Genomic DNA, 21,029 nt, shown 5'->3' with positions numbered 1-21,029 from the left:
GGGTATTCTCTACAGTCACGCCGCCATCAAGGAGACGAAAGCTAAAAATGCCAGACCAAAACCGGCCCAGGTAATTCGTGAGGTGGCGTTAAAGCGCAGGCGCGCCATGCTGTTCTCAAACAGGGCGATCACCAGTACGCCCACGACCAGCTTGACCACGGCAATGACGACGGCCAACGCCAGGCCGCCTGCGGAGAAGTGGCTCATCTGGCCCCAGGGGATAAACACCCCGACGAACATCTGCAACACCACCAGCTGTTTCAGGCTGATGCCCCACTTGAGCAGGGCAAAGCCCGCGCCGCTGTACTCCGACAATGGCCCTTCCTGCAGCTCCTGCTCCGCTTCGGCTAGGTCAAACGGCAGCTTGCCCATCTCGATAAAGGTGGCGAAGGCGCAGGCGCACAGAGCAAGGAATAGCGTTACGGTGTGCGCCGCCGGCCAGTGGTAGAGGGTCGCGGTCACCGCGCTGATGTGGGTGGTGCCTGCCACCTGAGCGGCAACCCACAGACCGAGCAGCAAGATCGGCTCCACCAGCACGCCGAGCATCGCTTCGCGGCTGGCGCCAATCCCGGTGAACGGGCTGCCGGTATCGAGCCCGGCAATGGCAAAGAAGAAGCGCGCGATGGCGAAGAGGTAGATCAGGGTGATGAGATCCCCCAGCGCGGGCAGCGGCGAGGCGAGCGTGATCACCGGCAGCGCGCTGGCGATGGCGAACATTACCCCCACCATCACCAACGGCATCAGGCGGAAGACCCAGCCGGAGGCGGCCGGGGCCACGCTCTGGCGGCCCAGCAGCTTGATGAGATCGCGGTACTCCTGGAAGATATCCGGCCCGCGACGGGTATGCAGGCGGGCGCGGGCCACGCGGGTGATGCCCGCCAGCAGCGGCGCTGCGGCAAAGAGCACCAGCGCCTGAATCAGTGCGTAGATCAAAGTCATGTTCAGGCTCCTCGGGAGATAACGACAACCACCAGCACCGCCAGCTCAATCAGGGCGATACGGTGGAACAACACGGCGGTGCAGTCGCACTGCCAGCCGGGGATAAAGCGCACCGGGTTGAGCCATTTGCGCAGCTTCAGCACCGGCGCGAAGGACTCCTTAACCGGCATGGCAAAGCCGTGGGCGGTGATGACCATCGACTGCTCGTGGTCGTAGCCGCACACCCAGGCAAAGCCGCGGGCGCGGTTCGCCAGGCGGTTGCCTTTGAAGAGCACCAGAACGATAAAGGGCAGCAGCAGCCCCGCCAGCAGCAGGAGAGTGATCATCGGCTGGGAGACAGTGTTCACCGCCCCGCCGTTCACCGGGAACAGGCGGCCAATCACCGGCAGAAGCCACGGCGCGGCCACGCCGCCCGCCACGCAGCAGAGCGCCGCCAGCACGGTACTGGCGGTCATCAGCCACGGGGCGCAGCAGGCGTTTTCCGCCTCCGGGGTACGCGGTGCGCCGAGGAAGGTGACGCCGTAGACTTTCGCCATACACATCACCGCCAGCGCGCCGGTGATCGCCAGGCCGGTCGCCAGCAGTGGCCCCAGCAGGCGGGCAACAAAGGCATCGTGGGTGCCGAGGTTAAAGAAGGACTGGTAGATCACCCACTCCCCGGCAAACCCGTTCAGCGGCGGCAGGGCCGCCATCGCCATCAGCCCCACCAGCATGGCCAGGGAGATGAGCGGCATTTTTTTGCCGATGCCGCCCAGCTTCTCGATATCGCGATGGCCGGTGCGATACCACACCGCCCCCGCGCCGAGGAAGAGCGTGGTTTTAAACAGGCCGTGGTTCACCAGGTGATAGAGCCCGCCGGTAAAGCCCAGCGCCACCAGCAGCGGGCTTTGCAGCGCGATGCCGCTCACCCCTGCCCCCAGGCCGAGCAGGATAATGCCGATGTTCTCCAGAGTGTGGTACGCCAGCAGGCGCTGGATGTTGTGCTCCATCAGGGCATAGAGCCCGCCGACAAAGGCGGTGAGCATCCCCATCACCAGCAGCAGCACCCCGAGCCACAGCGGCGGCAGCGCCCCGCAAAGCGCGATGGTCAGCATGCCGTAGAGGCCCACCTTCATCACCACCGTGGAGAAGAGCGCCGCGGCAGGCGCGCTGGCGTTTGCATGCGCCTGGGGTGCCCAGCCGTGCAGCGGGATTACCCCCGCCAGCAGGCCAAAGCCCGCCAGACCCGGCAGCCAGATGCTGGCTCCCGGCGCCTGGTCAGAGGCCATCGCCCCCATTACCGCAAAGTCCAGGGTGCCGTAGTAGCGCCACGCCTGCCAGCAGGCGAAGGCCAGCAGCAGCGTCCCCAGACGCCCCAGCACAAACCAGAGCTTGCCGGACTGAGCGCAGCCGGTAAGAAACGCGCCGCACAGGGCCATGATCTCCGCCATCACCACCAGCCAGCCGAGGTTATCAACCATGATCGCGGCGACGGCGGCGGCCATCAGCAGGTTGGTCAGCAGGCCGTTACTTTTAGCCTGCGGGTGGCGATGCCAGGCGACGGTAAAGAGGCTGATGAGCAGCGCCGGCAGACCGATGGCGATAAGCCACACCGCCCGGATACCGGTCATCTGGATGTTGACGTGAAGCCAGGCGATCTCCCCCGGCTGGGAGATGTGCGGCGCGGCCAGCAGCGCAATTCCCCCCGCGGTTACCGCCAGGGCGCTGGCAATCGCCCCGCCAAAGCCGGTGATGGCGCCGCTGAGCGTGCGGTTGGCGCTGAACACCAGCGCCAGCACGGCGCTGACGAGGTACCAGCCCAGCGCCTGGTTAATTAACGAAAAGGCATTCATCAGCGCTCTCCTTGTTGCGACTGGAACAACGACAGATCGCCCAGATCCGTATTGATAGTGAGCTCGCGTTTGCGCTTGCTGGCGCGGGCGATATCCTGGTTATTCACCAGACGCAGGGATTTGGTCGGACAGGTGCGTACGCACGCCGGGCCGTCCGGGTCGAAGTGGCACAGGTCGCACTTCACCGCGATGGCGCGCACGCCCGGCACCCAGTCGAGGAACGGGCTGACGCGGGCCGGGGTCGGGGGCGCCATCGGCGCTTTGCTGGTGTTGCTGTTGGCGGGGATCGCCAGCGGGCGGCTGCCGGCAAACTCGATGGCGCCGAACGGACAGGCGATGCCGCACAGCTTGCAGCTGACGCACAGGCTTTCATTGAGCTGGATAGCGCCGTCAACGCGGGTGATGGCGTTGACCGGGCAGACCTGGGCGCAGGGGGCGTCTTCGCAGTGATGACAGAGCTGCGGCGCGGAGTCTTTACTGTTACGCATCACTTTCAGCCGCGGCTGGCTTTGCAGGCCATGCTGGCGATGGTTTTCTGAACAGGCCGCCTCACAGGTGTGGCAGCCGATACAGAGCGAGGGATCAGCAATTACAAAACGATTCACCTGGTTTCCTCTGGTGATAGTCATTTTTGACGAAAAACGGGCGGAAGTGTCATTTTCGACACCTGTCGACACCCGGCTCAGACCGCAGCGTGGTGCTGCGCGAGGACGGCGAGGGTCAGGGATTCGCCGCGTTGCGTTGCCTGCCAGATCGCGGCGTAAACCCCGCTGATTTTGTTCAGGAAATGGTTCAGCACCGCCTCACGCTGGTCGACGTTGATCTCGCCATCCAGCATGCCATCGTCCCCGAGACGGGCGTGGCCAATCAGCACGCTTTCGGGGTTATCGCGCTCTTCAACGGTGTAACTGAAGATATGGCCGTTGAACGCCTGCTCCGGCGTGACGCGGATAAGGAAGTGGTCGAACAGCCAGAAGCCGAGCCCGCTGTCGGTGTTGCAGCCCACGGTAAGGTGCAGGCTGGCTTTAGAGAGGGTGATGGCCTGAATCAACGAATTGCCGTAGTGGTTCCAGTGGGATCGCAGCACCCGCTGCTGTCCGGCAATGATGGTGGCCTTCTCACTTAATTCGGAAAGTGTCATGTGACGTACCTGATGCGTAATGTGTAAAGAGTTCGCTCCCTTAAGCACGTTTCGTGCCATTTTTTAATTTGTTGAATTTGAAGGTAAATTATTTTTAAAGCCGAAAAGATCACACAAAATGACATGTCATTTCGTCATCTTTGACCGGGCAGCGTGTCCGCTCTCGCCACCCTGCTGCTAAAAGATGGCATCAATATTGCTTAATCCGGCCAGACTTTACCGGGAACAGCACAATGCACGAAATCACCCTCTGCCAGCAGGCGCTGGAATTGATCGAAAAACAGGCTCACCAGCATCAGGCGAAACGCGTGACGGGCGTCTGGTTGCGCGTCGGCGCCTTCTCCTGCGTGGAGAGCAGCGCCCTGCAGTTTTGCTTTGAGCTGGTGTGCCGCGAGACGGTCGCCGAAGGCTGCGCCCTGCATCTCGAAGAACAGCAGGCGGAATGCTGGTGTCAGGATTGCAAAGCCTACGTCGAGCTGGTGACCCACCGCGTACGACGCTGCCCGCAGTGCGGCGGGGCGAACCTGAATATCGTCGCTGACGACGGGCTGCATATCACGCGTCTGGAAATTGAACAGGAGTAAACCATGTGTACCACCTGCGGTTGCGATCAGGGCAACCTCTATATTGAAGGCGATGAGCATAATCCGCACTCCGCTTTTCGCAGCGCCCCCTTTGCGCCGGCACACCGTCCGGCGCTGCGCATCACCCGCGTGGACGCTCAGGCTTTTACCCCGACAGAGCCCCTGGCAGGCCAGCTGGATTACGGCCACGGCGAGGCGGGCACCCATGCGCCCGGCCTCAGCCAGCGCAAAATGGTGGAGATCGAGATGGACGTGCTGGGCAAAAATAATGCGCTCGCCCGGCGCAACCGCGCGCTATTCAGCGCCCGCAACCAGCTGGCGCTGAACCTGGTCTCCAGCCCCGGCTCCGGTAAAACCACCCTGCTGACCGAGACCTTAAAACGTTTGCAGCAGCGCGTACCCTGCGCGGTGATCGAGGGCGATCAGCAGACGGTGAACGACGCCGAGCGGATCCGCGCCACCGGCACCCCCGCCATCCAGGTCAACACCGGCAAGGGCTGCCATCTCGACGCGCAGATGATCGCGGATGCGATGGCGCGCCTGCCGCTGGAGGATGGCGGCATTATGTTTATTGAGAACGTCGGCAACCTGGTCTGCCCGGCGAGCTTCGATCTTGGCGAACGCCATAAGGTGGCGGTGCTCTCCGTTACCGAAGGCGAGGATAAGCCGCTGAAGTACCCGCACATGTTCGCCGCCGCCTCGCTGATGCTGCTGAACAAGGTCGACCTGCTGCCCTACCTCAATTTTGACGTGGAGAAATGCCTCGCCGCCGCCCGGGAAGTGAACCCGGAGATTGCGATTCTGCTGGTCTCCGCCACCCGCGGCGACGGGATGGACGCCTGGCTCGACTGGCTGGAGGCGCAGCGATGTGCATAGGCATTCCTGGAAAGATCAGCGCCATCCATGACGGCATGCAGGCCAGCGTGGAGGTGTGCGGCGTACTGCGCGATGTGGATCTGACCCTTGTTGGCGATCGTGACGAAAAGGGCCAGAGCCGTCTCGGGCAGTGGGTGCTGGTGCATGTCGGCTTTGCCATGAGCGTGATTAACGAAGAGGAGGCGCTGGATACCCTCGCCGCCCTGCAGAACATGTTTGAGGTGGAGCCGGACGTTGGCCCGCTGCTGTTTGGCGAGGAGCCCCGCTGATGCGCTTTGTTGATGAATACCGCGACCCGCAAAAGGTGATGCAGCTGATCGAGGCCCTGAAGGCCCGGGCCGGGCTGCTGGCCTATACCGCTGCCCGTCCGCTGCGCATTATGGAGGTGTGCGGCGGTCACACCCACGCCATCTTTAAGTTCGGGCTGGATCAGCTCCTGCCCGACAACATCGAGTTTATTCACGGCCCCGGCTGTCCGGTCTGCGTCCTGCCGATGGGGCGGATCGATACCTGCATCGAAATCGCCAGCCATCCGGAGGTGATCTTCTGCACCTTCGGCGATGCGATGCGGGTGCCGGGGCAAAACGGCTCGCTGCTCGACGCCCGCATGCGCGGCGCGGATGTGCGGATCATCTACTCCCCCGCCGATGCGCTGAAGCTGGCCCGGCAGAACCCGGATCGCAAGGTGGTCTTCTTCGGGCTGGGGTTTGAAACCACCATGCCCGCCACCGCCCTGACCCTGCGCCAGGCAAAAGCGCTTAACGTGCAGAACTTCTTCTTTTTCTGCCAGCACATCACGCTGATCCCGGTGCTGAAAAGCCTGCTGGCGCAGCCGGAAAACGGCATCGACGCCTTCCTGGCGCCGGGGCACGTCAGCATGGTGATTGGCACCCATGCCTACGACTTTATCGCCGCCGAACATCAGCGCCCGCTGGCGGTGGCCGGTTTTGAACCGGTGGATCTGCTGCAGGGGGTACTGATGCTGGTGGAGCAGAAGATTGCCGGCATAAGCCAGGTCGAAAATCAGTATCGCCGTATCGTTCCGGAAGCGGGCAACGCCGTGGCCCAGGCGGCCATCGCCGAGGTGTTCGGCATTGAAGGCGACAGTGAGTGGCGCGGGCTGGGGGTGATTTCGCACTCCGGCGTGCATCTCACCGAAGCCTATCGTCAGTTTGACGCCGAGCGTCACTTCCGCCCCCGGGCGCAACAGATTTGCGACGATCCCGAGGCGCGCTGCGGCGAGGTACTCACCGGGCGCTGTAAACCGGCGCAGTGTCCGCTGTTTGGCGGCAAATGTACGCCGCAAAGCGCCTTTGGCGCGCTGATGGTCTCATCGGAAGGGGCGTGCAGCGCCTGGTATCAGTACCGTTCTCAGGAGTGTGAAAGTTGAAACAGATAACCCTCGCCCACGGCAGCGGCGGACAGGCGATGCAGCAGCTGATCGGCGAGCTTTTCATGCGCGCCTTCGCCAACCCACTGCTGGACGAACAGGAAGACCAGGCCCGGATCCCGCTGCACGAGCTGACCGCCCACGGCGACCGGCTGGCCTTTTCCACCGACAGCTACGTGATTGACCCGCTCTTCTTCCCCGGGGGCGATATCGGCAAGCTGGCCATCTGCGGCACCGCCAACGATGTCGCCGTGAGCGGGGCGATCCCGCGCTGGCTCTCCTGCGGCTTTATCCTCGAAGAGGGGCTGGAGATGGCGACCCTTGAGCGCATCGTCACCAGCATGGCCGCCACCGCGGCGGCGGCGGGCATTGCCATCGTCACCGGCGATACCAAGGTGGTACCGCGCGGCGCGGCAGATAAAGTGTTTATTAATACCGCCGGTATCGGTTCGGTGCCCGAGGGGGTAAACTGGGGTATGCGCCAGATTGAGGCCGGGGATGTGCTGCTGGTGAGCGGCACGCTCGGCGATCACGGCGCCACCATCCTTAACCTGCGCGAAGGGTTAGGTCTGGAGGGCGATCTGCAGAGCGACTGCGCGGTACTGACGCCGCTGATCCAGGCCCTGCGTGGCGAGCCCGGCATCAAAGCCCTGCGCGACGCCACCCGCGGCGGCGTGAACGCCGTGGCCCATGAGTTTGCCGCCAGCAGCGGCTGCGGGATTGAAATAGAAGAAGCCAGCCTGCCGGTGAAACCTGCCGTGCGCGGCGCGAGCGAACTGCTGGGGCTTGACCCGCTCAACTTCGCCAACGAAGGCAAGCTGGCTATCGTGGTGGAACGCCAGGCGGCCGAACGGGTGCTGGCCCGGCTGCGGGCGCATCCTTTGGGCGTGAACGCCGCTATTATTGGTGAGGTGGTTGAGCACAAAGGGGTACGACTTACCGGACTATACGGCGTAAAACGGTCGCTGAATTTGCCCCACAGCGAGCCACTGCCGCGAATTTGCTGATCCGGGCGGCGCATTCGTCTCTTATTTTTCTGGATACTCTGGATAAAACGCATGTCGTATACACCCACCAACGATCCTGTCGATCACGGATTGTTCGACATTACCCGTACTCTGCTGCAACAGACCGATCTTTGCGCCCTGGCGCAGGCGCTGACCCGGCATGTCCGGCAGATAAACCTCGCCGATAGCGTTCATATTCTGCTCTGGCAGTCGGAATCGCGCCGGGTCTGTCTCTACAGCACCGACGAACAGGGCTGTGATATCCGCTACGAAGATGAGCCCCTGCTGGCGAGCGGCCCTTTTCGCCGCATGCTTTCCCGCCCGGACGTGCTGCACTGCACGGCGGCGACCTTTAACGAGACCTGGCCGCAGCTTGCCGCCCTCGATCGTTATCCCTCATTTGCCCACTACTGCCTGACGCCCATCGCCGCCGATGGCCGCATCTTCGGCGGCTGCGAGTTTTTGCGCACCCAGGATAAACCCTGGAGCGACAGCGATTTTTCCCGCCTGCAAACCCTCACCCAGGCGGCCGGGCTGGCCGTGGAGCAGATCCAGGCGCGGCTGCACAACAGCGACAACTACGACCTGCTCTGGCGGGAGCGTAACGATTTTCGCCTGCTGGTGGCGATCACCAACGCCGTGCTGTCGAAGCTCGACCTTGATGAGCTGGTGTCGGAGGTGGCGCAGGAGATCCAGCGCAACTTCGGCATCGACTCCATCAGCATGGTGCTGCGCAGCGATCGCAAAGGGAAGCTTCTCGTCTACTCCACCCACTATCTCGATAAAGAGGCGCCCCTGCACGACCAGAGCGAAGTGGATGAAAAGGGCACCCTGTCCGAAAAAGTGATGCGCAACAGGCAGATGCTGATGCTTAACCTGCATCATCGGGATCAGCACGCCCCCTATGAACGCATGCTGTTTGATATGTGGGGCGAGCAGGATCAGACCCTCTGCCTGTTCCCGCTGATGTTCCGCGACCGGGTGCTCGGCACCCTGAAGCTGGCGCAGTGCAACGCCCAGGTGTTTACCCCGTCCAATCTGAAGCTGCTGAACCAGATTGCCGAACGTGTCGCCATCGCCGTGGATAACGCCCTCTCCTACCGGGAAATCAGCCATCTCAAGGAGCGGTTGATCGACGAAAACCTCGCCCTGACCGAGCAGATCAACAACGTTGCCACCGATTTTGGCGAAATCATTGGCCGCAGCAGCGCCATGATGACGGTGATGAAGCAGGTGGAGATGGTCGCCCGGAGCAACAGTACCGTGCTGATCCTCGGCGAGACCGGCACGGGTAAGGAGCTGATTGCCCGCGCCATTCACAACCAGAGCGGGCGCAGCGACCGGCGGATGGTGAAGATGAACTGCGCGGCGATGCCTGCCGGGCTACTGGAGAGCGATCTCTTTGGCCACGAACGCGGGGCCTTTACCGGCGCCAGCGCCCAGCGCATTGGCCGCTTTGAGCTGGCGGACAAAAGCACCCTGTTTCTGGATGAAGTGGGCGATATGCCCATTGAGCTCCAGCCCAAGCTGCTGCGCGTGCTCCAGGAGCAGGAGTTTGAGCGCCTCGGCAGCAACCGCATCATCCACACCGACGTGCGGCTGATTGCCGCCACCAACCGCGATCTGACGCAGATGGTGGCCGACCGCGAATTCCGCAGCGATCTCTATTATCGTCTTAACGTCTTCCCGATCTTCCTGCCGCCGCTGCGCGAACGCCCGGAAGATATTCCCCTGCTGGTGAAATCCTTCACCTTTAAGATTGCCCACCGTCTGGGGCGCAACATCGACAGCATTCCGGCGGAGACCCTGCGCCAGCTCAGCAGGATGGAGTGGCCGGGCAACGTGCGCGAGCTGGAAAACGTGATTGAGCGTGCCGTGTTGCTCACCCGCGGCAACGTCCTGCAGCTTTCGATGCCGGATATCGATTTTCATCGCGCCAGCAGTACCGCGCCGGAGACCGTGGTGAGCGAAATTCGCGAAGGCGAGGAGGAGTATCAGCACATTGTGCGGGTGCTGAAAGAGACCAACGGCGTGATCGCCGGACCGCGAGGCGCGGCCCAGCGTCTGGGGCTGAAACGCACCACCCTGCTGTCGCGCATGAAGCGCCTGGGGATCGACAAAAACGCCCTCTTCTGAGCAACCGGGCCGCAAACAGGTTAAGATAGCGCTCCTTTTGTCCACCGCGAGAAGAACATGCAGACCACCCACGCCACATTTCTTCTCGCCGGAGAGACCATTCACCGCGTCACCTTCGATCCCGCCACCTTCACCGAGGCCGATCTGCTCTGGCTGCCGCACCATCACCAGCTCTCTGACGCCGGACGCAAACGCAAAGCCGACCATCTGGCCGGGCGCATTGCCGCCTTTCATGCCCTGAACCGGCAGGTCATTCCCGGCATCGGCAGCAGCGGGGAACCGCTGTGGCCTGCCGGGGTGCGGGGTAGCCTCTCCCACAGCGGCACGCAAGCGGTAGCGATATGTCGCGATAATGGCCTGGTAGGAATCGATTGCGAAGCGATTATCGCGGAAAGCGAAGCGCGTGAGATTCAGGATGGGGTGCTTGATCCTGCGGAAGCCCACGTGCTGGCCGACTGCGGTCTTCCCTTCGCGCTCGCCTTCACCCTGGCCTTTAGCGCCAAAGAGAGCCTGTTCAAAGCGCTCTTCCCTCAGGTACAGGCGTGGATGGGGTTTGAGTGCGCGCGCGTCACCTCCCTGACCGCCGACGCGCTGACCTTAATGCTGACCCGCCCGCTTTCTCCCTTCACACAAAATCAGGTATTTACCGCGCACTGGCTCCATAAAGACGCGACGGTGGTGACGCTGATCTGTGATGAATAATTGCTCAGGATCGTGATCCTTTTCTCCTTTTAAACAAATTAGCTGCCTGAACCGTAGACAGTTTTATCAGGCAGTCTTATCGTTACATTGAATAATAAATCATTATTGAATAAATATTCAATGTGGAGAAAAAGAATGAACACGACCTTTGTAAAATCCGCTTTACTGGCCTCAATGATCGCCGCTTCCGGTTCCCTGTTTGCCGCCGATAACGGACTCATTGCGATTATTACCCCCTCACACGACAACCCGTTTTTCAAGGCTGAAGCCGACGGCGCGGCGGCGAAGGCAAAGGAGCTGGGTTACACCACCCTTGTCGCCTCGCACGACGATGACGTGAACAAACAAAACCAGCTGATTGAGACCGCCATCGCCCGTAAGGCGAAAGCGATCATTCTGGATAACGCCGGGGCGGATGCCACCGTCGGTCCGCTGGAGAAGGCCAAAGCGGCAGGCGTCCCTGCCTTCCTGATCGATCGTGAAATCAACAAAACCGGTGTGGCGGTAGCGCAGATTGTCTCGAACAACTATCAGGGGGCGCAGCTCGGTGCGGAGAAATTCGTCAAGCTGCTGGACGGCAAAGGGAAATACGTTGAGCTGCTGGGCCGTCCGTCGGATACCAACGCCCACGTGCGCTCCCAGGGCTATCACGACGTCATCGACGACTACCCGGAGATGAAAATGGTGGCGCAGCAGACCGCCAACTGGAGCCAGACCGAAGCCTTCACCCGTATGGAAGCCATCCTGCAGACCAACCCCGATATCGTGGGCGTGATCTCCGGTAACGACACCATGGCGCTGGGCGCCGAAGCCGCCCTGAAGGCCGCCGGGAAGAACAACGTGATTGTGGTCGGTTTTGACGGCAGCGACTACACCCGCGACTCGATCCTGAAGAACGGCAACATCAAAGCCACGGTGCTGCAGCCAGGCTGGCAGCAGGCGCAGATGGCCGTTGAGCAGGCCGACTACTACCTGAAAAACGGCAAAGCGCAAAAAGATGAGAAGCAACTGATGGACTGCGTGCTCATCGACGAATCCAACGCCAGCAAGCTGAACCTGTTTAACCTCAGCAAATAAGCGGAGGCAGTATGCGATTAACACAATGGGGCGCCGCGCTGACAGGCGCAGCCGCCCTGTTGCTGACGGCCTGCACCGTGGTGGATCTGGATGAGAACGGCAAGCCGATCATGCCTGCCGATCCCAACGCCAAAGCGAGCTTTGACAACCAGACCCCACAGCAGATCGCGCAACAAACCTGGCAGCCGCGGATCCTCGACGCCGCGAAAAATCATGCCCTGGACGCCAGCGCCCTCTCCACCCAGCTGAACACGCCCGCAGCCACACCGCAGAGCGTCTTCGTGCGCCTTACCGGCAAGGTGGAGCGCGTGGATGCCAGCAACGCGCGTGAGCAGAAGCTGGTGATGACGGTGAACGGCCAGCCGGTGGAGATCCAGAGCGGTCCGGTGATGCGCGGTAACGCCATCCGCGACGCCGCCGGGTTCCGCTTCGATGAATTTACCAACCAGGTTCAGTATGCCCAGCTCTCCCGCGCCCTGAACCGCGAGGCGGCGAAGCATCTGCCGAAAATTGACGACAGCTGGAGCGGCAAAAATGCCACCGTGCTGTTCGCCACCACCCTGACGGGCGGCAAGGCGAATGAGGCGGCAGCGCTGGAACTGAAACAGGAGACGCCGTGATGAGCGATACCCCGGCAGACGACATTATCCTCAGCACCCGCGGGATCTCGATGCTCTTTCCCGGCACCGTGGCGCTGGATAAGGTCGATTACCGCGTCTGGCGCGGCAAAGTGAACGTGATTATCGGCGAGAACGGCGCCGGGAAATCGACGCTGATGAAGATCCTCGCTGGCGTCCAGCAGCCCAGCCTCGGCGAGATGTGGCTCAACGGCAAACAGGTCTCGTTCGCCAGTACCCGGGATGCCGCCGCCCACGGCATTGGCATGGTACACCAGGAGCTGAACCTGTTTGAGAACCTCAACGTGGCGGAGAATGTCTTCCTTGGCCGCGAGCTGCAAAAAGGGGTAACGCCGATCAACGAGGCGGAACAGGAGGCCCGCACCACGGAGCTGCTGAAGCGCCTCGATCAGCCTATCTCCCCGCGGGAGCTGGTGGGCAACCTGAAGGTGGGACAGCAGCAGCTGATCGAGATCGCCAAGGCGCTGGCCGAGGATGCCGACATCCTGATCCTCGACGAGCCCACCTCGGCGCTGAGTAAAACCGAGGTGGAGATCCTGTTTCGGGTGATCCGCGAGCTGACCCGTCAGGGGGTCTCCATCATCTATATCTCCCACCGCCTGGAAGAGCTGATGGCGATAGGCGATGTGATCACCATTCTGCGCGACGGCAAATTCCAGGCCGAAGCGAAGGTGCAGGATATCGACGTGCCGTGGATTGTGCGCGAGATGCTCGGCAGCGACCCGGTGAGTAACTTCCTTGAGCCGGGCCGCACCTTCGGCGCGCCGGTGCTGGAAGCGGAGCACATCACCTGCGTCAACGCTGCCGGGAATACGGTGGTCAACGACGTCAGCTTCCAGGTCAAAGCCGGGGAGATCGTCGGCATCTACGGCCTGATGGGGGCCGGACGCACGGAGCTTTTTGAGTGCATGCTCGGCACCGAGCGCAACTATCTGGGCAAGCTGTGGCTCGACAGTAAACCGGTGCCCCAGCGCTTAACCACCGCCGAGCGTATCCGCATGGGGATGAGCCTGGTGCCGGAAGACCGCAAACGCACCGGCATTTTCCCCGGCTCGTCGGTGGCCAGCAACCTGACCATCGCCAGCCTCTGGCGTCGGTTGCAGCGCGGCTTTGCCATCGCGCAAAAGGCGGAGCAGCAGGTCGTCGCCAGCACCATCGGCAACCTGTCGATTAAGGTCTCCACCCCGGAAGTAGAGATCCAGGCGCTCAGCGGCGGCAACCAGCAAAAGGTGGTGATTGGCCGCTCGCTGCTGACCAACCCGAAGGTGCTCTTCCTTGATGAGCCGACCCGCGGCATCGACGTGGGGGCCAAAGCGGACGTATTCCGCATGATGGTGCAGCTCTCTGAGGAGGGGATCGCGGTGGTCTTCTCCACCTCGGATTTGAAAGAGATTATGGCGGTATCTGACCGCATTCTGGTGATGTCCGGCGGCAAACTGACCGCCGATATTGTTCGCGATCGGGCCGAAGAGTCGGCACTGGTAACCGCAAGTGCTCAGGGGTTCTAAGATGAAAACGACACAGTCTGTCGCGCTGGCGCCGCATAAAGGGGCCGCGCTTTCCCGGGAAAATGTTCTGCTGCTGTTGCTGAAAATGCGCACCTTCATTGCGCTGTTTTTGATTGTCGGCTTCTTCACCATGACCGTGCCGGGCTTTCTCTCCACCGGCAGCCTGGTGATCATGATTAAACATATCGCCATCAACGCCTTCCTGGCGCTGGGGATCACCTTTGTGATCATCACCGCCGGGATCGACCTCTCCATCGGCGCTACCCTGGGGCTGTGCGGGATGATCGCCGGGTGGATGATCACCAAAGGAATTGTGCTGCCGATGTTTGGCATCGCCATCTTCCCGAGCGTGTGGGTGATTGTGCCCGTGGTGCTGCTGATCGGCGCACTGATAGGGGCGGTGAACGGCTGGATCATCACCCGCTATAACGTCGCGCCCTTTATCTGCACGCTGGGTACCATGTACGTGCTGCGCGGCGCGTCGATGCTGACCTCCGACGGCCAGACCTTCCCGGGGCTCTCCGGTAACCCGCAGCTGGGGAATACCGGCTTTGATGAGATTGGCGCAGGCACGTTCCTCGGCATTCCGTGGGCCATCTGGATGATGATCGTGCTGGCGCTGGTCATCGCCTACATCGCCCGCCGCCTGCCCTTTGGCCGCCACGTCTACGCCATCGGCGATAACGAGCGCGCCGCAGAACTCTCCGGGGTGCGGGTCAAGCAGGTGAAAGTGCTGGTCTATACCCTGTCGGGGTTCTGCGCTGCCATCGCCGGGATTGTGGTTTCCGCCCAGCTGTTAGCCAGCCATCCGGCCAACGGCACCGCCTTTGAGATGAACGCCATCGCCGCGGTGGTGCTGGGCGGCACCTCGCTTGCTGGCGGCCGCGGCACCATTCTCGGCACCCTGATCGGCGCCTTCGTCATCGGCTTTTTGGCCGACGGCCTGGTGATGATGGGGGTGAGCGAGTTCTGGCAGATGGTGATCAAAGGGATTGTGATTATCGTGGCGGTGATTATCGACCAGATGCAAAACCGGATGCAGCAGAAAGCGGCGGTGGTGGCGCAGAAGGCGGTGATGGAAGGAAAGTAGCGACATTGTGCGGGGTTTATGCCGGGTGGCGCTACGCTTACCCGGCCTACAACGGCACAACATGTAGGCCCGTGCAAGGCGAAGCCGCCGCCGGGCAAAATGCACTGCTTACGATGTCTTCAATAAACTCCGCGCCGTCGGGTAATCGGTGATTAACACGTCGATATACTTCCCTTCCAGCGCCCCGCGAATGGCGTTGCGTTTCTCTTCCCCGCCCGCCAGGGCGATTACCTGCGGGCAGGCGCGGATCTGCGCCAGCTCCATACCAATCACCGGATCTTCTTCGGCACTCAGCACCGGCTCGCCTTTCGCATCGTAGTAATGCAGGCAGATATCCCCTACCGCCCCGCGTTCGGCCAGCAGTTTGAGCATCTCTTCGTTGTAGTAGTTGCCGGAGTTCTTCAGCAGCTGCGACGGCTCCAGCTCGCCGATGCCGACGATCGCCACATCCACTTCGGCAAATTTGCTTACCACCGCCGCCACGTCCGGGCTGCTCACCAGCCGGGCGCGCTCCTCTACCGAGTGCTCAATACTTTGCGACGGCAACAGCCACGCCGGGCAGCCAAGGTGTGCCGCCAGCTGCTGGGTGAGGATGGTCGCCTGCACGTTGCCGTTGGGACCTACGCCGCCAAGGAGCTGGATCACCCCCGCGGCGCGGATATTCTGCGGGTGCATCTCATCCACCATGCAGCGGATGGTGCTGCTCCAGGAGGAGATCCCCACCAGGTCTTCCGGACGCAGGCGGGTTTCGACATAGTGCGCCGCCGCGCTGCCGATGGCGTGCTTGATCTGGGCACTGGACGGGCTCTCGCCCACGTCCACCACGATGGCCTGGCGGATGCCGTACTGCTCCTCCAGCGCCTTTTCCAGCGAGACAAAAATATTGGTAGGCTGAACGACGGTAATTTTGACCAGCCCCTCTTTCTGGCAACGCGTCAGCGCTCGCGACACGAAGGATTGTGAGAGGTGCAGCAGCGAGGCAATCTCGGACTGCTTTTTATTCTCGCTGTAGTAAAGTGTGGCGATCTTCACCAGCAATCGCTGTTCATCCTGTTTCGACATAACGTTCCCCTTAATCGGCTGTCGTTATTTTTATTCATCACTGAATATTTAACAAGCAAGCGCCCACCCGATCCGCCAGGCAAATGTGATCCTTTTCTCCTTTCTTCGAAATTTGCCCGCTCAAACCGTAGACAAACCTCCTGACTGGGCATATCTTACATTACATGAATAATAAATCAGCATTGAATATATATTCAAAGCGGTTATAAATCCCTGCTCTGACAGAGAGAACAGGGAAATAACTTACCCGGCTGGAATAATTATTCACAACAGATTATAAATTCAGGAGGTATGTTATGAATCCGTTTTCGCTCTCCATCGCGGAGCTTGAAACCCGGGCGCGCTCGATTCGTCGCCGGATCATCGTGCTGAATGCCGAAAGCCCGGCGGGAGGCCACACCGGGGCCGATCTGTCGCAGGTCGAACTGCTCACCGCCCTCTACTTCCGCATTCTGAACTGCTCCCCGGCGCTTCAGGATAGCGATGAACGCGATATCTATATCCAGTCGAAGGGCCACGCGGTGGGCGGCTATTACTGCGTGCTGGCCGAGGCCGGGTTTATCCCCGTTGAGTGGCTCGCCACCTATCAGCATGCCGACTCTCACCTGCCGGGCCATCCAGTGAAACATAAAACGCCGGGGATTGAGCTGAATACCGGCGCGCTGGGGCATGGTCTGCCAGTGGCCGTGGGGATCGCCCTGGCGGCAAAACGCAACAACAGCGCGCGCCGGGTGTTTGTGGTGACCGGTGACGGGGAGCTGGCGGAAGGCAGCAACTGGGAGGCCGCGCTGGTCGCTGCCCACTATCAGCTGGATAACCTGTTCATTATCAACGACAAAAACAACCTCCAGCTGGCGGGCTCCACCAAAGAGATCCTCAATACCGATCCGCTGGATGAGAAATGGAAAGCGTTCGGCCTGGAGGTGACCACCTGCAACGGTAACGACATGGCGGACGTGGTCGCCACCCTGGAAGGGCTGAAACCCAACGGCAAACCCCATGTGGTGATCGCCCACACCACCAAGGGCGCGGGAATTTCGTTTATTCAGGGACGGCCTGAATGGCACCACCGGGTGCCGAAAGGGGAAGAGATTGAACTGGCGCTGGAGGAACTGAAAGATGAGTAATAGCGAACACCTCGCCACGGTGATGGTGAATGCCTTTATTGACGCCGTTGAACGCGGCGTGGACCTGGTGCCGGTGGTGGCGGACTCCACCTCCACGGCGAAAATTGCCCCCTTTATGCAGCGTTTTCCGGGCCGCCTGGTCAACGTCGGCATCGCTGAGCAGACGCTGGTGGGCGCCGCTGCCGGTCTGGCAATCGGCGGCAAGATCGCCGTCACCTGCAACGCCGCGCCATTTTTGATCTCGCGGGCTAACGAGCAGATCAAAGTCGACATTTGCTACAACAACACCAACGTCAAGCTGTTCGGCCTGAACGCGGGGGCCAGCTACGGCCCGCTCGCCAGCACCCACCACAGCATCGACGATATCGCCATCATGCGCGGCTTCGGCAATATCGAAATTTACGCCCCGTCGAGCCCGAACGAGTGCCGCCAGATCATCGATTACGCCCTCGATCATGTGGGCCCGGTCTATATCCGTCTCGACGGGAAAAACCTGCCGGAACTGCATGACGACAGCTACCGTTTTACGCCGGGCAAGATTGACGTCCTGCGCGCAGGCCCTGACGTGGCGCTGGTGGCGATGGGCTCGACGGTACATGAAATTGTGGAAGCTGCTGCACAACTCGCGGAAGAAGGTATTGACGCCACTGTTATCAGCATTCCATCTATTCGTCCCTGTGATACCCAACAGCTGCTGGCCGCCCTTGCCCCGTGCAGGGCAGTGGTAAGCGTCGAGGAGCATAACGTCAACGGCGGCGTCGGCAGCCTGGTGGCGGAAGTGCTGGCCGAAGCGGGATGCGCCGTGCCGCTGAAACGGCTGGGGATCCCGGATGGACAATACGCGATTGCTGCCGACAGAGCGTCAACGCGGGCACGCCACGAGATTGATGTCGCCGGGGTGGTGAAGCACGCCCGGGAAATGCTGACGCGACAGGTTTGCTGAAAATAACAACAACATCTTACTGGAGAGAAAAGCAATGTCCCGAATTCCTCAACAACTGACAATGGGCGTGGTCATCGGCAACCGGGGGTTCTTCCCGAGCTATCTGGTAGCGGAAGCGCGCGAGCAGGCGATCGCCCTCTTTGGCCGTCTGGGTATTAACACCATTATGCTCGATCCCAGCCAGACCGAACTCGGCGGCGTGGAGACCCGTCAGGATGCGAAAGCCTGCGCCGAGCTGTTTCGCGCCCACCGCGACAGCATTCACGGCGTGGTGGTGCTGCTGCCTAACTTTGGCGATGAAAAAGCCATCGCCGAGACCCTGCGTCTTTCCGGCCTGAACGTGCCGGTGCTGGTGCAGGCCGAGGAGGACAACCTCGATAAAATGGGGCTGGCAACCCGCCGCGACAGTTTCTGCGGCAAGATCTCCCTGTGCAACAACCTGCGTCAGTACGGCATTCCTTTTACCCTGACCACCCAGCACGTCTGCGCCCTCAACGGTGAGGTGTTTGCGCAGGATCTGCAGCGTTTCGAACAGGTCTGCCGCGTGGTGAGCAGCATGCGCGGCGTGCGCGTGGGGGCAATCGGTGCCCGTCCGGCGGGCTTTAACACCGTGCGCTACAGCGAAAAATTGCTCGAACGCCTCGGCATCGCCGTGGAGACGCTCGACCTGTCAGAAGTCTTTACCCGGATCAAAACCCTGCGCGACGATGACATCCGCGTGGATGAAAAACGGCGGATCCTGATCGATAACGCCGACGCCAGCCGTATTCCGGCCGACAAGCTGGTGACCATGGCGAAGCTGTTTGTGGTGATCAGCGAGTGGGTGGTCGCCAACGACATCGACACTACCGCCATCCAGTGCTGGACCTCGCTGCAGGAGAACCTCGGCATTAACGTCTGCTCGATCATGAGCGTCATGTCCGGGCAATTGATGCCGAGCGCCTGCGAGGTGGACGTGATGGGCGCCCTCTCTATGTACGCCCTGGCCAGCAGCAATATGAACCCGGCCTCCATTGCCGACTGGAACAATAACTTCGGCGACGAGCGCGACAAGTGCGTGCTGTTCCACTGCGGTAACTTCGCCGCCGAAAGCCTTGAATCCCCGCATATGGGCACCGCCGACATCATCGGCACCACGGTCGGGAAAGAGAACACCTGCGGCGCGGTGCATGGTCGTCTGAAAAGCGGGCCGCTGACCTACTTCCGCCTGAGCACCGACGATCTGACCGGGGAAATTAAAGCCTACGTGGGCCAGGGCCAGTCGGTGGACGATCCGCTCGACACGGTGGGCTGCCGGGCGGTGATCCAGGTGCCGCATCTGGAGAACCTGCTGAACTGGATCTGCCGCAACGGTTTTGAGCATCATGTGGCGATGAACCACTCCGCCAGCGCGGAGATCCTGTATGAAGCCTTTACCCGCTACCTTGGCGTCTCAACTTACCTTCATCGTTAAGGCTGGAGGCCGCTATGTCGGTGAACAAGGACATTATCATCGCCCTCGACGAGGGCACCACCAATGCCAAAGCGGTGGCGCTGGATGCCAGCGGGCATGTGGTGGCGAGCTTCTCCCGGGCGCTGGCAATCCAGACGCCCCACGAAGGCTGGGTTGAACAATCCGCCAACCTGCTGGTGGAGGCCTCTCTGGAGGTGGTGGCCCGCGCATTGGCCACCGTCGGGGTAGAGAGAGTGGCGGCGCTGGCGATCAGCAATCAGCGTGAAACCGTGGTGGGCTGGGAGCGGGCAACGGGCAAACCCATTGCCCCGGCGCTGAGCTGGCAATGTTCCCGCACCGCGGCCTTTTGCCACCAGCTGCGTGAGCAGGGCCACGGCCCGGAGATTAGAGCGGCCACGGGCCTGCCCATCGCGCCGCTGTTTTCTGCCTCCAAAATGCGCTGGCTGCTGGATAACATCCCCGACGGCGCAGCGCGTGCCGCCCGGGGTGAGCTCTGCCTCGGCACCGTTGACAGCTGGCTGCTGTGGAACCTGACCCAGGGGCAGGCGTTTAGCTGCGACTACGCCAACGCTGCCCGCACCCAACTGATGAGCCTGCACAGCGCCGACTGGGACCCGCAGATGCTGGCGCTGTTTGGCATCCCCCGCGCGGCCCTGCCGGAGATTAAACCCTCCAGCGGTCTGTTTGGTTACACCCGCGGCGGCCCCTCTATTCCGGACGGACTGCCGGTGATGGCGATGATCGGTGACTCTCACGCCGCGCTCTTTGCCCACGGTCTGGGGGCGGAAGGCTGCGTGAAGGCGACCTACGGCACCGGCTCGTCGGTGATGGCGCCGGTGGCCTCCGCCCGCAGCGAGGTGAGAGCCCTGGCCACCACCGTGGCCTGGCACGACGGCGAGACGCTGGTCTACGGGCTGGAGGGGAATATCCCCCACACCGGCGACGCGGTGGCATGGATGGCGGACAGCACCGGGCTAAGCGAGCTGTCGCAGGCGGAGCTTATCCATGAGCTCAACACCCTCCCCCGCTCGGTAGACTCCACGCTCGGCGTCTATTTTGTGCCGGCGCTGACCGGCCTTGGCGCCCCCTGGTGGGATGAGAATGCCCGCGGGATGATCCACGGCCTGAGCCGCGGCGTGAAGCGGGCGCACCTGATCCGCGCGGCGCTGGAGTCGATCGCCTATCAGATTGCCGACGTGGTGCAGGCGATGCGCGCCCATCCGGGCTTTACCCTGAACGCGCTGATGGTGGACGGCGGGCCGACAAAAAACGACTGGCTGATGCAGTACCAGGCGGACCTTCTCGGCTGCCCGGTGATGCGCAGCGACGTGGCGGAACTTTCAGCGATGGGGGCGGCACTGCTGGCGCGTAAGGCGCTGTTTAACCTGACCACCGCCCAGCTGCGCCAGTATCTGCCGGAGCATGTCACCTTTACGCCGGACATGGCGCGTCACGCCCGGCTACAGACCCGCTGGCAGGCCTGGCAGGAGACGGTTGCCCGGGTGCGGCGGTAAAAATGCCCCG

Annotated in this window: 20 protein-coding genes; 15 read left to right on the top strand and 5 right to left on the bottom strand. The window is 61.8% G+C overall.

Annotated features, from left to right (window positions below):
* Nucleotides 1-15: 15 nt before the first annotated feature.
* The 4 genes from ACOKCT_RS16225 to ACOKCT_RS16210 all read right to left on the bottom strand — a co-directional run bounded on the left by ACOKCT_RS16225 (nucleotide 16) and on the right by ACOKCT_RS16210 (nucleotide 3,912).
* Entirely contained in the window at nucleotides 16-939 is a 924-nt protein-coding gene (locus tag ACOKCT_RS16225) for a respiratory chain complex I subunit 1 family protein (RefSeq protein ID WP_420193665.1), read from the bottom strand.
* A 2-nt stretch (nucleotides 940-941) separates the two neighbouring features.
* Nucleotides 942-2,771, bottom strand: a complete 1,830-nt coding sequence (hycC, locus tag ACOKCT_RS16220; protein ID WP_420193664.1) for a formate hydrogenlyase subunit 3 — start codon at nucleotides 2,769-2,771, stop codon at nucleotides 942-944.
* Nucleotides 2,771-3,376 carry a 4Fe-4S dicluster domain-containing protein gene (locus ACOKCT_RS16215; protein WP_420193663.1) on the bottom strand — a complete coding sequence of 202 codons (606 nt, stop codon included), beginning with the start codon at nucleotides 3,374-3,376 and terminating at the stop codon, nucleotides 2,771-2,773. Before ACOKCT_RS16215 ends, hycC begins: the two co-directional genes overlap by 1 nt.
* 77 nt (nucleotides 3,377-3,453) lie before the next feature.
* The gene (locus tag ACOKCT_RS16210) at nucleotides 3,454-3,912 is read right to left on the bottom strand and encodes a transcriptional regulator (protein WP_158251038.1); all 459 of its coding nucleotides are present in this window, start codon (nucleotides 3,910-3,912) and stop codon (nucleotides 3,454-3,456) included.
* 233 nt (nucleotides 3,913-4,145) lie between these two features.
* Here ACOKCT_RS16210 and hypA point away from each other — a divergent pair, with 233 nt between their 5' ends.
* The 11 genes from hypA (at nucleotide 4,146) to ACOKCT_RS16155 (ending at nucleotide 14,920) form a co-directional block, all read left to right on the top strand.
* Nucleotides 4,146-4,496: a hydrogenase maturation nickel metallochaperone HypA gene (gene hypA / locus ACOKCT_RS16205; protein ID WP_103178595.1), complete on the top strand. Its 351-nt coding sequence runs from the start codon at nucleotides 4,146-4,148 to the stop codon at nucleotides 4,494-4,496.
* A 3-nt stretch (nucleotides 4,497-4,499) separates the two neighbouring features.
* The gene (gene hypB, locus ACOKCT_RS16200; protein WP_159339767.1) at nucleotides 4,500-5,372 is read left to right on the top strand and encodes a hydrogenase nickel incorporation protein HypB; all 873 of its coding nucleotides are present in this window, start codon (nucleotides 4,500-4,502) and stop codon (nucleotides 5,370-5,372) included.
* Nucleotides 5,363-5,641, top strand: a complete 279-nt coding sequence (locus ACOKCT_RS16195; RefSeq protein ID WP_420193662.1) for a HypC/HybG/HupF family hydrogenase formation chaperone — start codon at nucleotides 5,363-5,365, stop codon at nucleotides 5,639-5,641. The genes hypB and ACOKCT_RS16195 overlap by 10 nt, the downstream gene beginning before the upstream one ends.
* Complete coding sequence (hypD, locus tag ACOKCT_RS16190; RefSeq protein WP_103178592.1) at nucleotides 5,641-6,762, top strand: hydrogenase formation protein HypD; 1,122 nt, start codon at nucleotides 5,641-5,643, stop codon at nucleotides 6,760-6,762. Before ACOKCT_RS16195 ends, hypD begins: the two co-directional genes overlap by 1 nt.
* Entirely contained in the window at nucleotides 6,759-7,769 is a 1,011-nt protein-coding gene (gene hypE, locus ACOKCT_RS16185) for a hydrogenase expression/formation protein HypE (RefSeq protein ID WP_420193661.1), read from the top strand. The genes hypD and hypE overlap by 4 nt, the downstream gene beginning before the upstream one ends.
* 51 nt (nucleotides 7,770-7,820) lie before the next feature.
* Entirely contained in the window at nucleotides 7,821-9,905 is a 2,085-nt protein-coding gene (gene flhA, locus ACOKCT_RS16180) for a formate hydrogenlyase transcriptional activator FlhA (RefSeq protein WP_420193660.1), read from the top strand.
* A 57-nt stretch (nucleotides 9,906-9,962) separates the two neighbouring features.
* Nucleotides 9,963-10,607 (top strand): enterobactin synthase subunit EntD, encoded by a 645-nt coding sequence (gene entD / locus ACOKCT_RS16175; RefSeq protein WP_420193659.1) that lies wholly within the window; start codon nucleotides 9,963-9,965, stop codon nucleotides 10,605-10,607.
* Nucleotides 10,608-10,742: 135 nt separating this feature from the next.
* On the top strand, nucleotides 10,743-11,684 hold the full coding sequence (locus tag ACOKCT_RS16170; protein WP_156654048.1) for a D-ribose ABC transporter substrate-binding protein: 942 nt from the start codon (nucleotides 10,743-10,745) through the stop codon (nucleotides 11,682-11,684).
* A gap of 11 nt (nucleotides 11,685-11,695) precedes the next feature.
* Nucleotides 11,696-12,304 carry a DUF2291 family protein gene (locus ACOKCT_RS16165; RefSeq protein ID WP_103178587.1) on the top strand — a complete coding sequence of 203 codons (609 nt, stop codon included), beginning with the start codon at nucleotides 11,696-11,698 and terminating at the stop codon, nucleotides 12,302-12,304.
* The gene (locus ACOKCT_RS16160) at nucleotides 12,304-13,830 is read left to right on the top strand and encodes a sugar ABC transporter ATP-binding protein (protein WP_420193658.1); all 1,527 of its coding nucleotides are present in this window, start codon (nucleotides 12,304-12,306) and stop codon (nucleotides 13,828-13,830) included. Before ACOKCT_RS16165 ends, ACOKCT_RS16160 begins: the two co-directional genes overlap by 1 nt.
* A gap of 1 nt (nucleotide 13,831) precedes the next feature.
* Nucleotides 13,832-14,920 (top strand): ABC transporter permease, encoded by a 1,089-nt coding sequence (locus ACOKCT_RS16155; RefSeq protein WP_103824133.1) that lies wholly within the window; start codon nucleotides 13,832-13,834, stop codon nucleotides 14,918-14,920.
* 108 nt (nucleotides 14,921-15,028) lie between these two features.
* Here the strand turns inward: ACOKCT_RS16155 and ACOKCT_RS16150 are convergent, their stop codons facing one another.
* A complete protein-coding gene (locus ACOKCT_RS16150; protein ID WP_103178585.1) occupies nucleotides 15,029-15,982 on the bottom strand; it encodes a sugar-binding transcriptional regulator in 954 nt (317 codons plus the stop codon).
* Between the two features lie 296 nt (nucleotides 15,983-16,278).
* Between ACOKCT_RS16150 and ACOKCT_RS16145 the strand changes: the two genes are divergently transcribed.
* From ACOKCT_RS16145 to ACOKCT_RS16130, 4 genes are read left to right on the top strand one after another with little or no spacing between them, the layout of a single operon-like run.
* A complete protein-coding gene (locus ACOKCT_RS16145; protein ID WP_156654046.1) occupies nucleotides 16,279-17,109 on the top strand; it encodes a transketolase in 831 nt (276 codons plus the stop codon).
* Nucleotides 17,102-18,052 (top strand): transketolase family protein, encoded by a 951-nt coding sequence (locus ACOKCT_RS16140; RefSeq protein WP_159339759.1) that lies wholly within the window; start codon nucleotides 17,102-17,104, stop codon nucleotides 18,050-18,052. Before ACOKCT_RS16145 ends, ACOKCT_RS16140 begins: the two co-directional genes overlap by 8 nt.
* 34 nt (nucleotides 18,053-18,086) lie before the next feature.
* Nucleotides 18,087-19,505: an L-fucose/L-arabinose isomerase family protein gene (locus ACOKCT_RS16135; RefSeq protein WP_159339758.1), complete on the top strand. Its 1,419-nt coding sequence runs from the start codon at nucleotides 18,087-18,089 to the stop codon at nucleotides 19,503-19,505.
* 14 nt (nucleotides 19,506-19,519) lie between these two features.
* Nucleotides 19,520-21,019 (top strand): FGGY family carbohydrate kinase, encoded by a 1,500-nt coding sequence (locus ACOKCT_RS16130; protein ID WP_159339757.1) that lies wholly within the window; start codon nucleotides 19,520-19,522, stop codon nucleotides 21,017-21,019.
* The last annotated feature ends 10 nt before the right edge of the window (nucleotides 21,020-21,029 follow it).

The organism is Leclercia sp. M-A074-M, assembly GCF_965195605.1.
Taxonomy (GTDB): Bacteria; Pseudomonadota; Gammaproteobacteria; order Enterobacterales; family Enterobacteriaceae; genus Enterobacter.
The sequence above is the reverse complement of the archived record's forward strand: the minus strand, read 5'-3'. Positions and strand labels throughout refer to the sequence as shown.

Excerpts from the sequence above, each read along its gene's own strand:
- ACOKCT_RS16145 (WP_156654046.1), top strand. The coding sequence starts at position 16,279 with ATGAATCCGTTTTCGCTCTCCATCGCGGAGCTTGAAACCCGGGCGCGC.
- ACOKCT_RS16160 (WP_420193658.1), top strand. The coding sequence starts at position 12,304 with ATGAGCGATACCCCGGCAGACGACATTATCCTCAGCACCCGCGGGATC.
- ACOKCT_RS16130 (WP_159339757.1), top strand. The coding sequence starts at position 19,520 with ATGTCGGTGAACAAGGACATTATCATCGCCCTCGACGAGGGCACCACC.
- ACOKCT_RS16155 (WP_103824133.1), top strand. The coding sequence starts at position 13,832 with ATGAAAACGACACAGTCTGTCGCGCTGGCGCCGCATAAAGGGGCCGCG.
- ACOKCT_RS16150 (WP_103178585.1), bottom strand. The coding sequence starts at position 15,982 with ATGTCGAAACAGGATGAACAGCGATTGCTGGTGAAGATCGCCACACTT.
- ACOKCT_RS16170 (WP_156654048.1), top strand. The coding sequence starts at position 10,743 with ATGAACACGACCTTTGTAAAATCCGCTTTACTGGCCTCAATGATCGCC.
- entD (WP_420193659.1), top strand. The coding sequence starts at position 9,963 with ATGCAGACCACCCACGCCACATTTCTTCTCGCCGGAGAGACCATTCAC.
- hypA (WP_103178595.1), top strand. The coding sequence starts at position 4,146 with ATGCACGAAATCACCCTCTGCCAGCAGGCGCTGGAATTGATCGAAAAA.
- ACOKCT_RS16195 (WP_420193662.1), top strand. The coding sequence starts at position 5,363 with ATGTGCATAGGCATTCCTGGAAAGATCAGCGCCATCCATGACGGCATG.
- flhA (WP_420193660.1), top strand. The coding sequence starts at position 7,821 with ATGTCGTATACACCCACCAACGATCCTGTCGATCACGGATTGTTCGAC.
- ACOKCT_RS16210 (WP_158251038.1), bottom strand. The coding sequence starts at position 3,912 with ATGACACTTTCCGAATTAAGTGAGAAGGCCACCATCATTGCCGGACAG.
- hypD (WP_103178592.1), top strand. The coding sequence starts at position 5,641 with ATGCGCTTTGTTGATGAATACCGCGACCCGCAAAAGGTGATGCAGCTG.
- ACOKCT_RS16225 (WP_420193665.1), bottom strand. The coding sequence starts at position 939 with ATGACTTTGATCTACGCACTGATTCAGGCGCTGGTGCTCTTTGCCGCA.
- ACOKCT_RS16140 (WP_159339759.1), top strand. The coding sequence starts at position 17,102 with ATGAGTAATAGCGAACACCTCGCCACGGTGATGGTGAATGCCTTTATT.
- hycC (WP_420193664.1), bottom strand. The coding sequence starts at position 2,771 with ATGAATGCCTTTTCGTTAATTAACCAGGCGCTGGGCTGGTACCTCGTC.
- ACOKCT_RS16165 (WP_103178587.1), top strand. The coding sequence starts at position 11,696 with ATGCGATTAACACAATGGGGCGCCGCGCTGACAGGCGCAGCCGCCCTG.
- hypB (WP_159339767.1), top strand. The coding sequence starts at position 4,500 with ATGTGTACCACCTGCGGTTGCGATCAGGGCAACCTCTATATTGAAGGC.
- ACOKCT_RS16135 (WP_159339758.1), top strand. The coding sequence starts at position 18,087 with ATGTCCCGAATTCCTCAACAACTGACAATGGGCGTGGTCATCGGCAAC.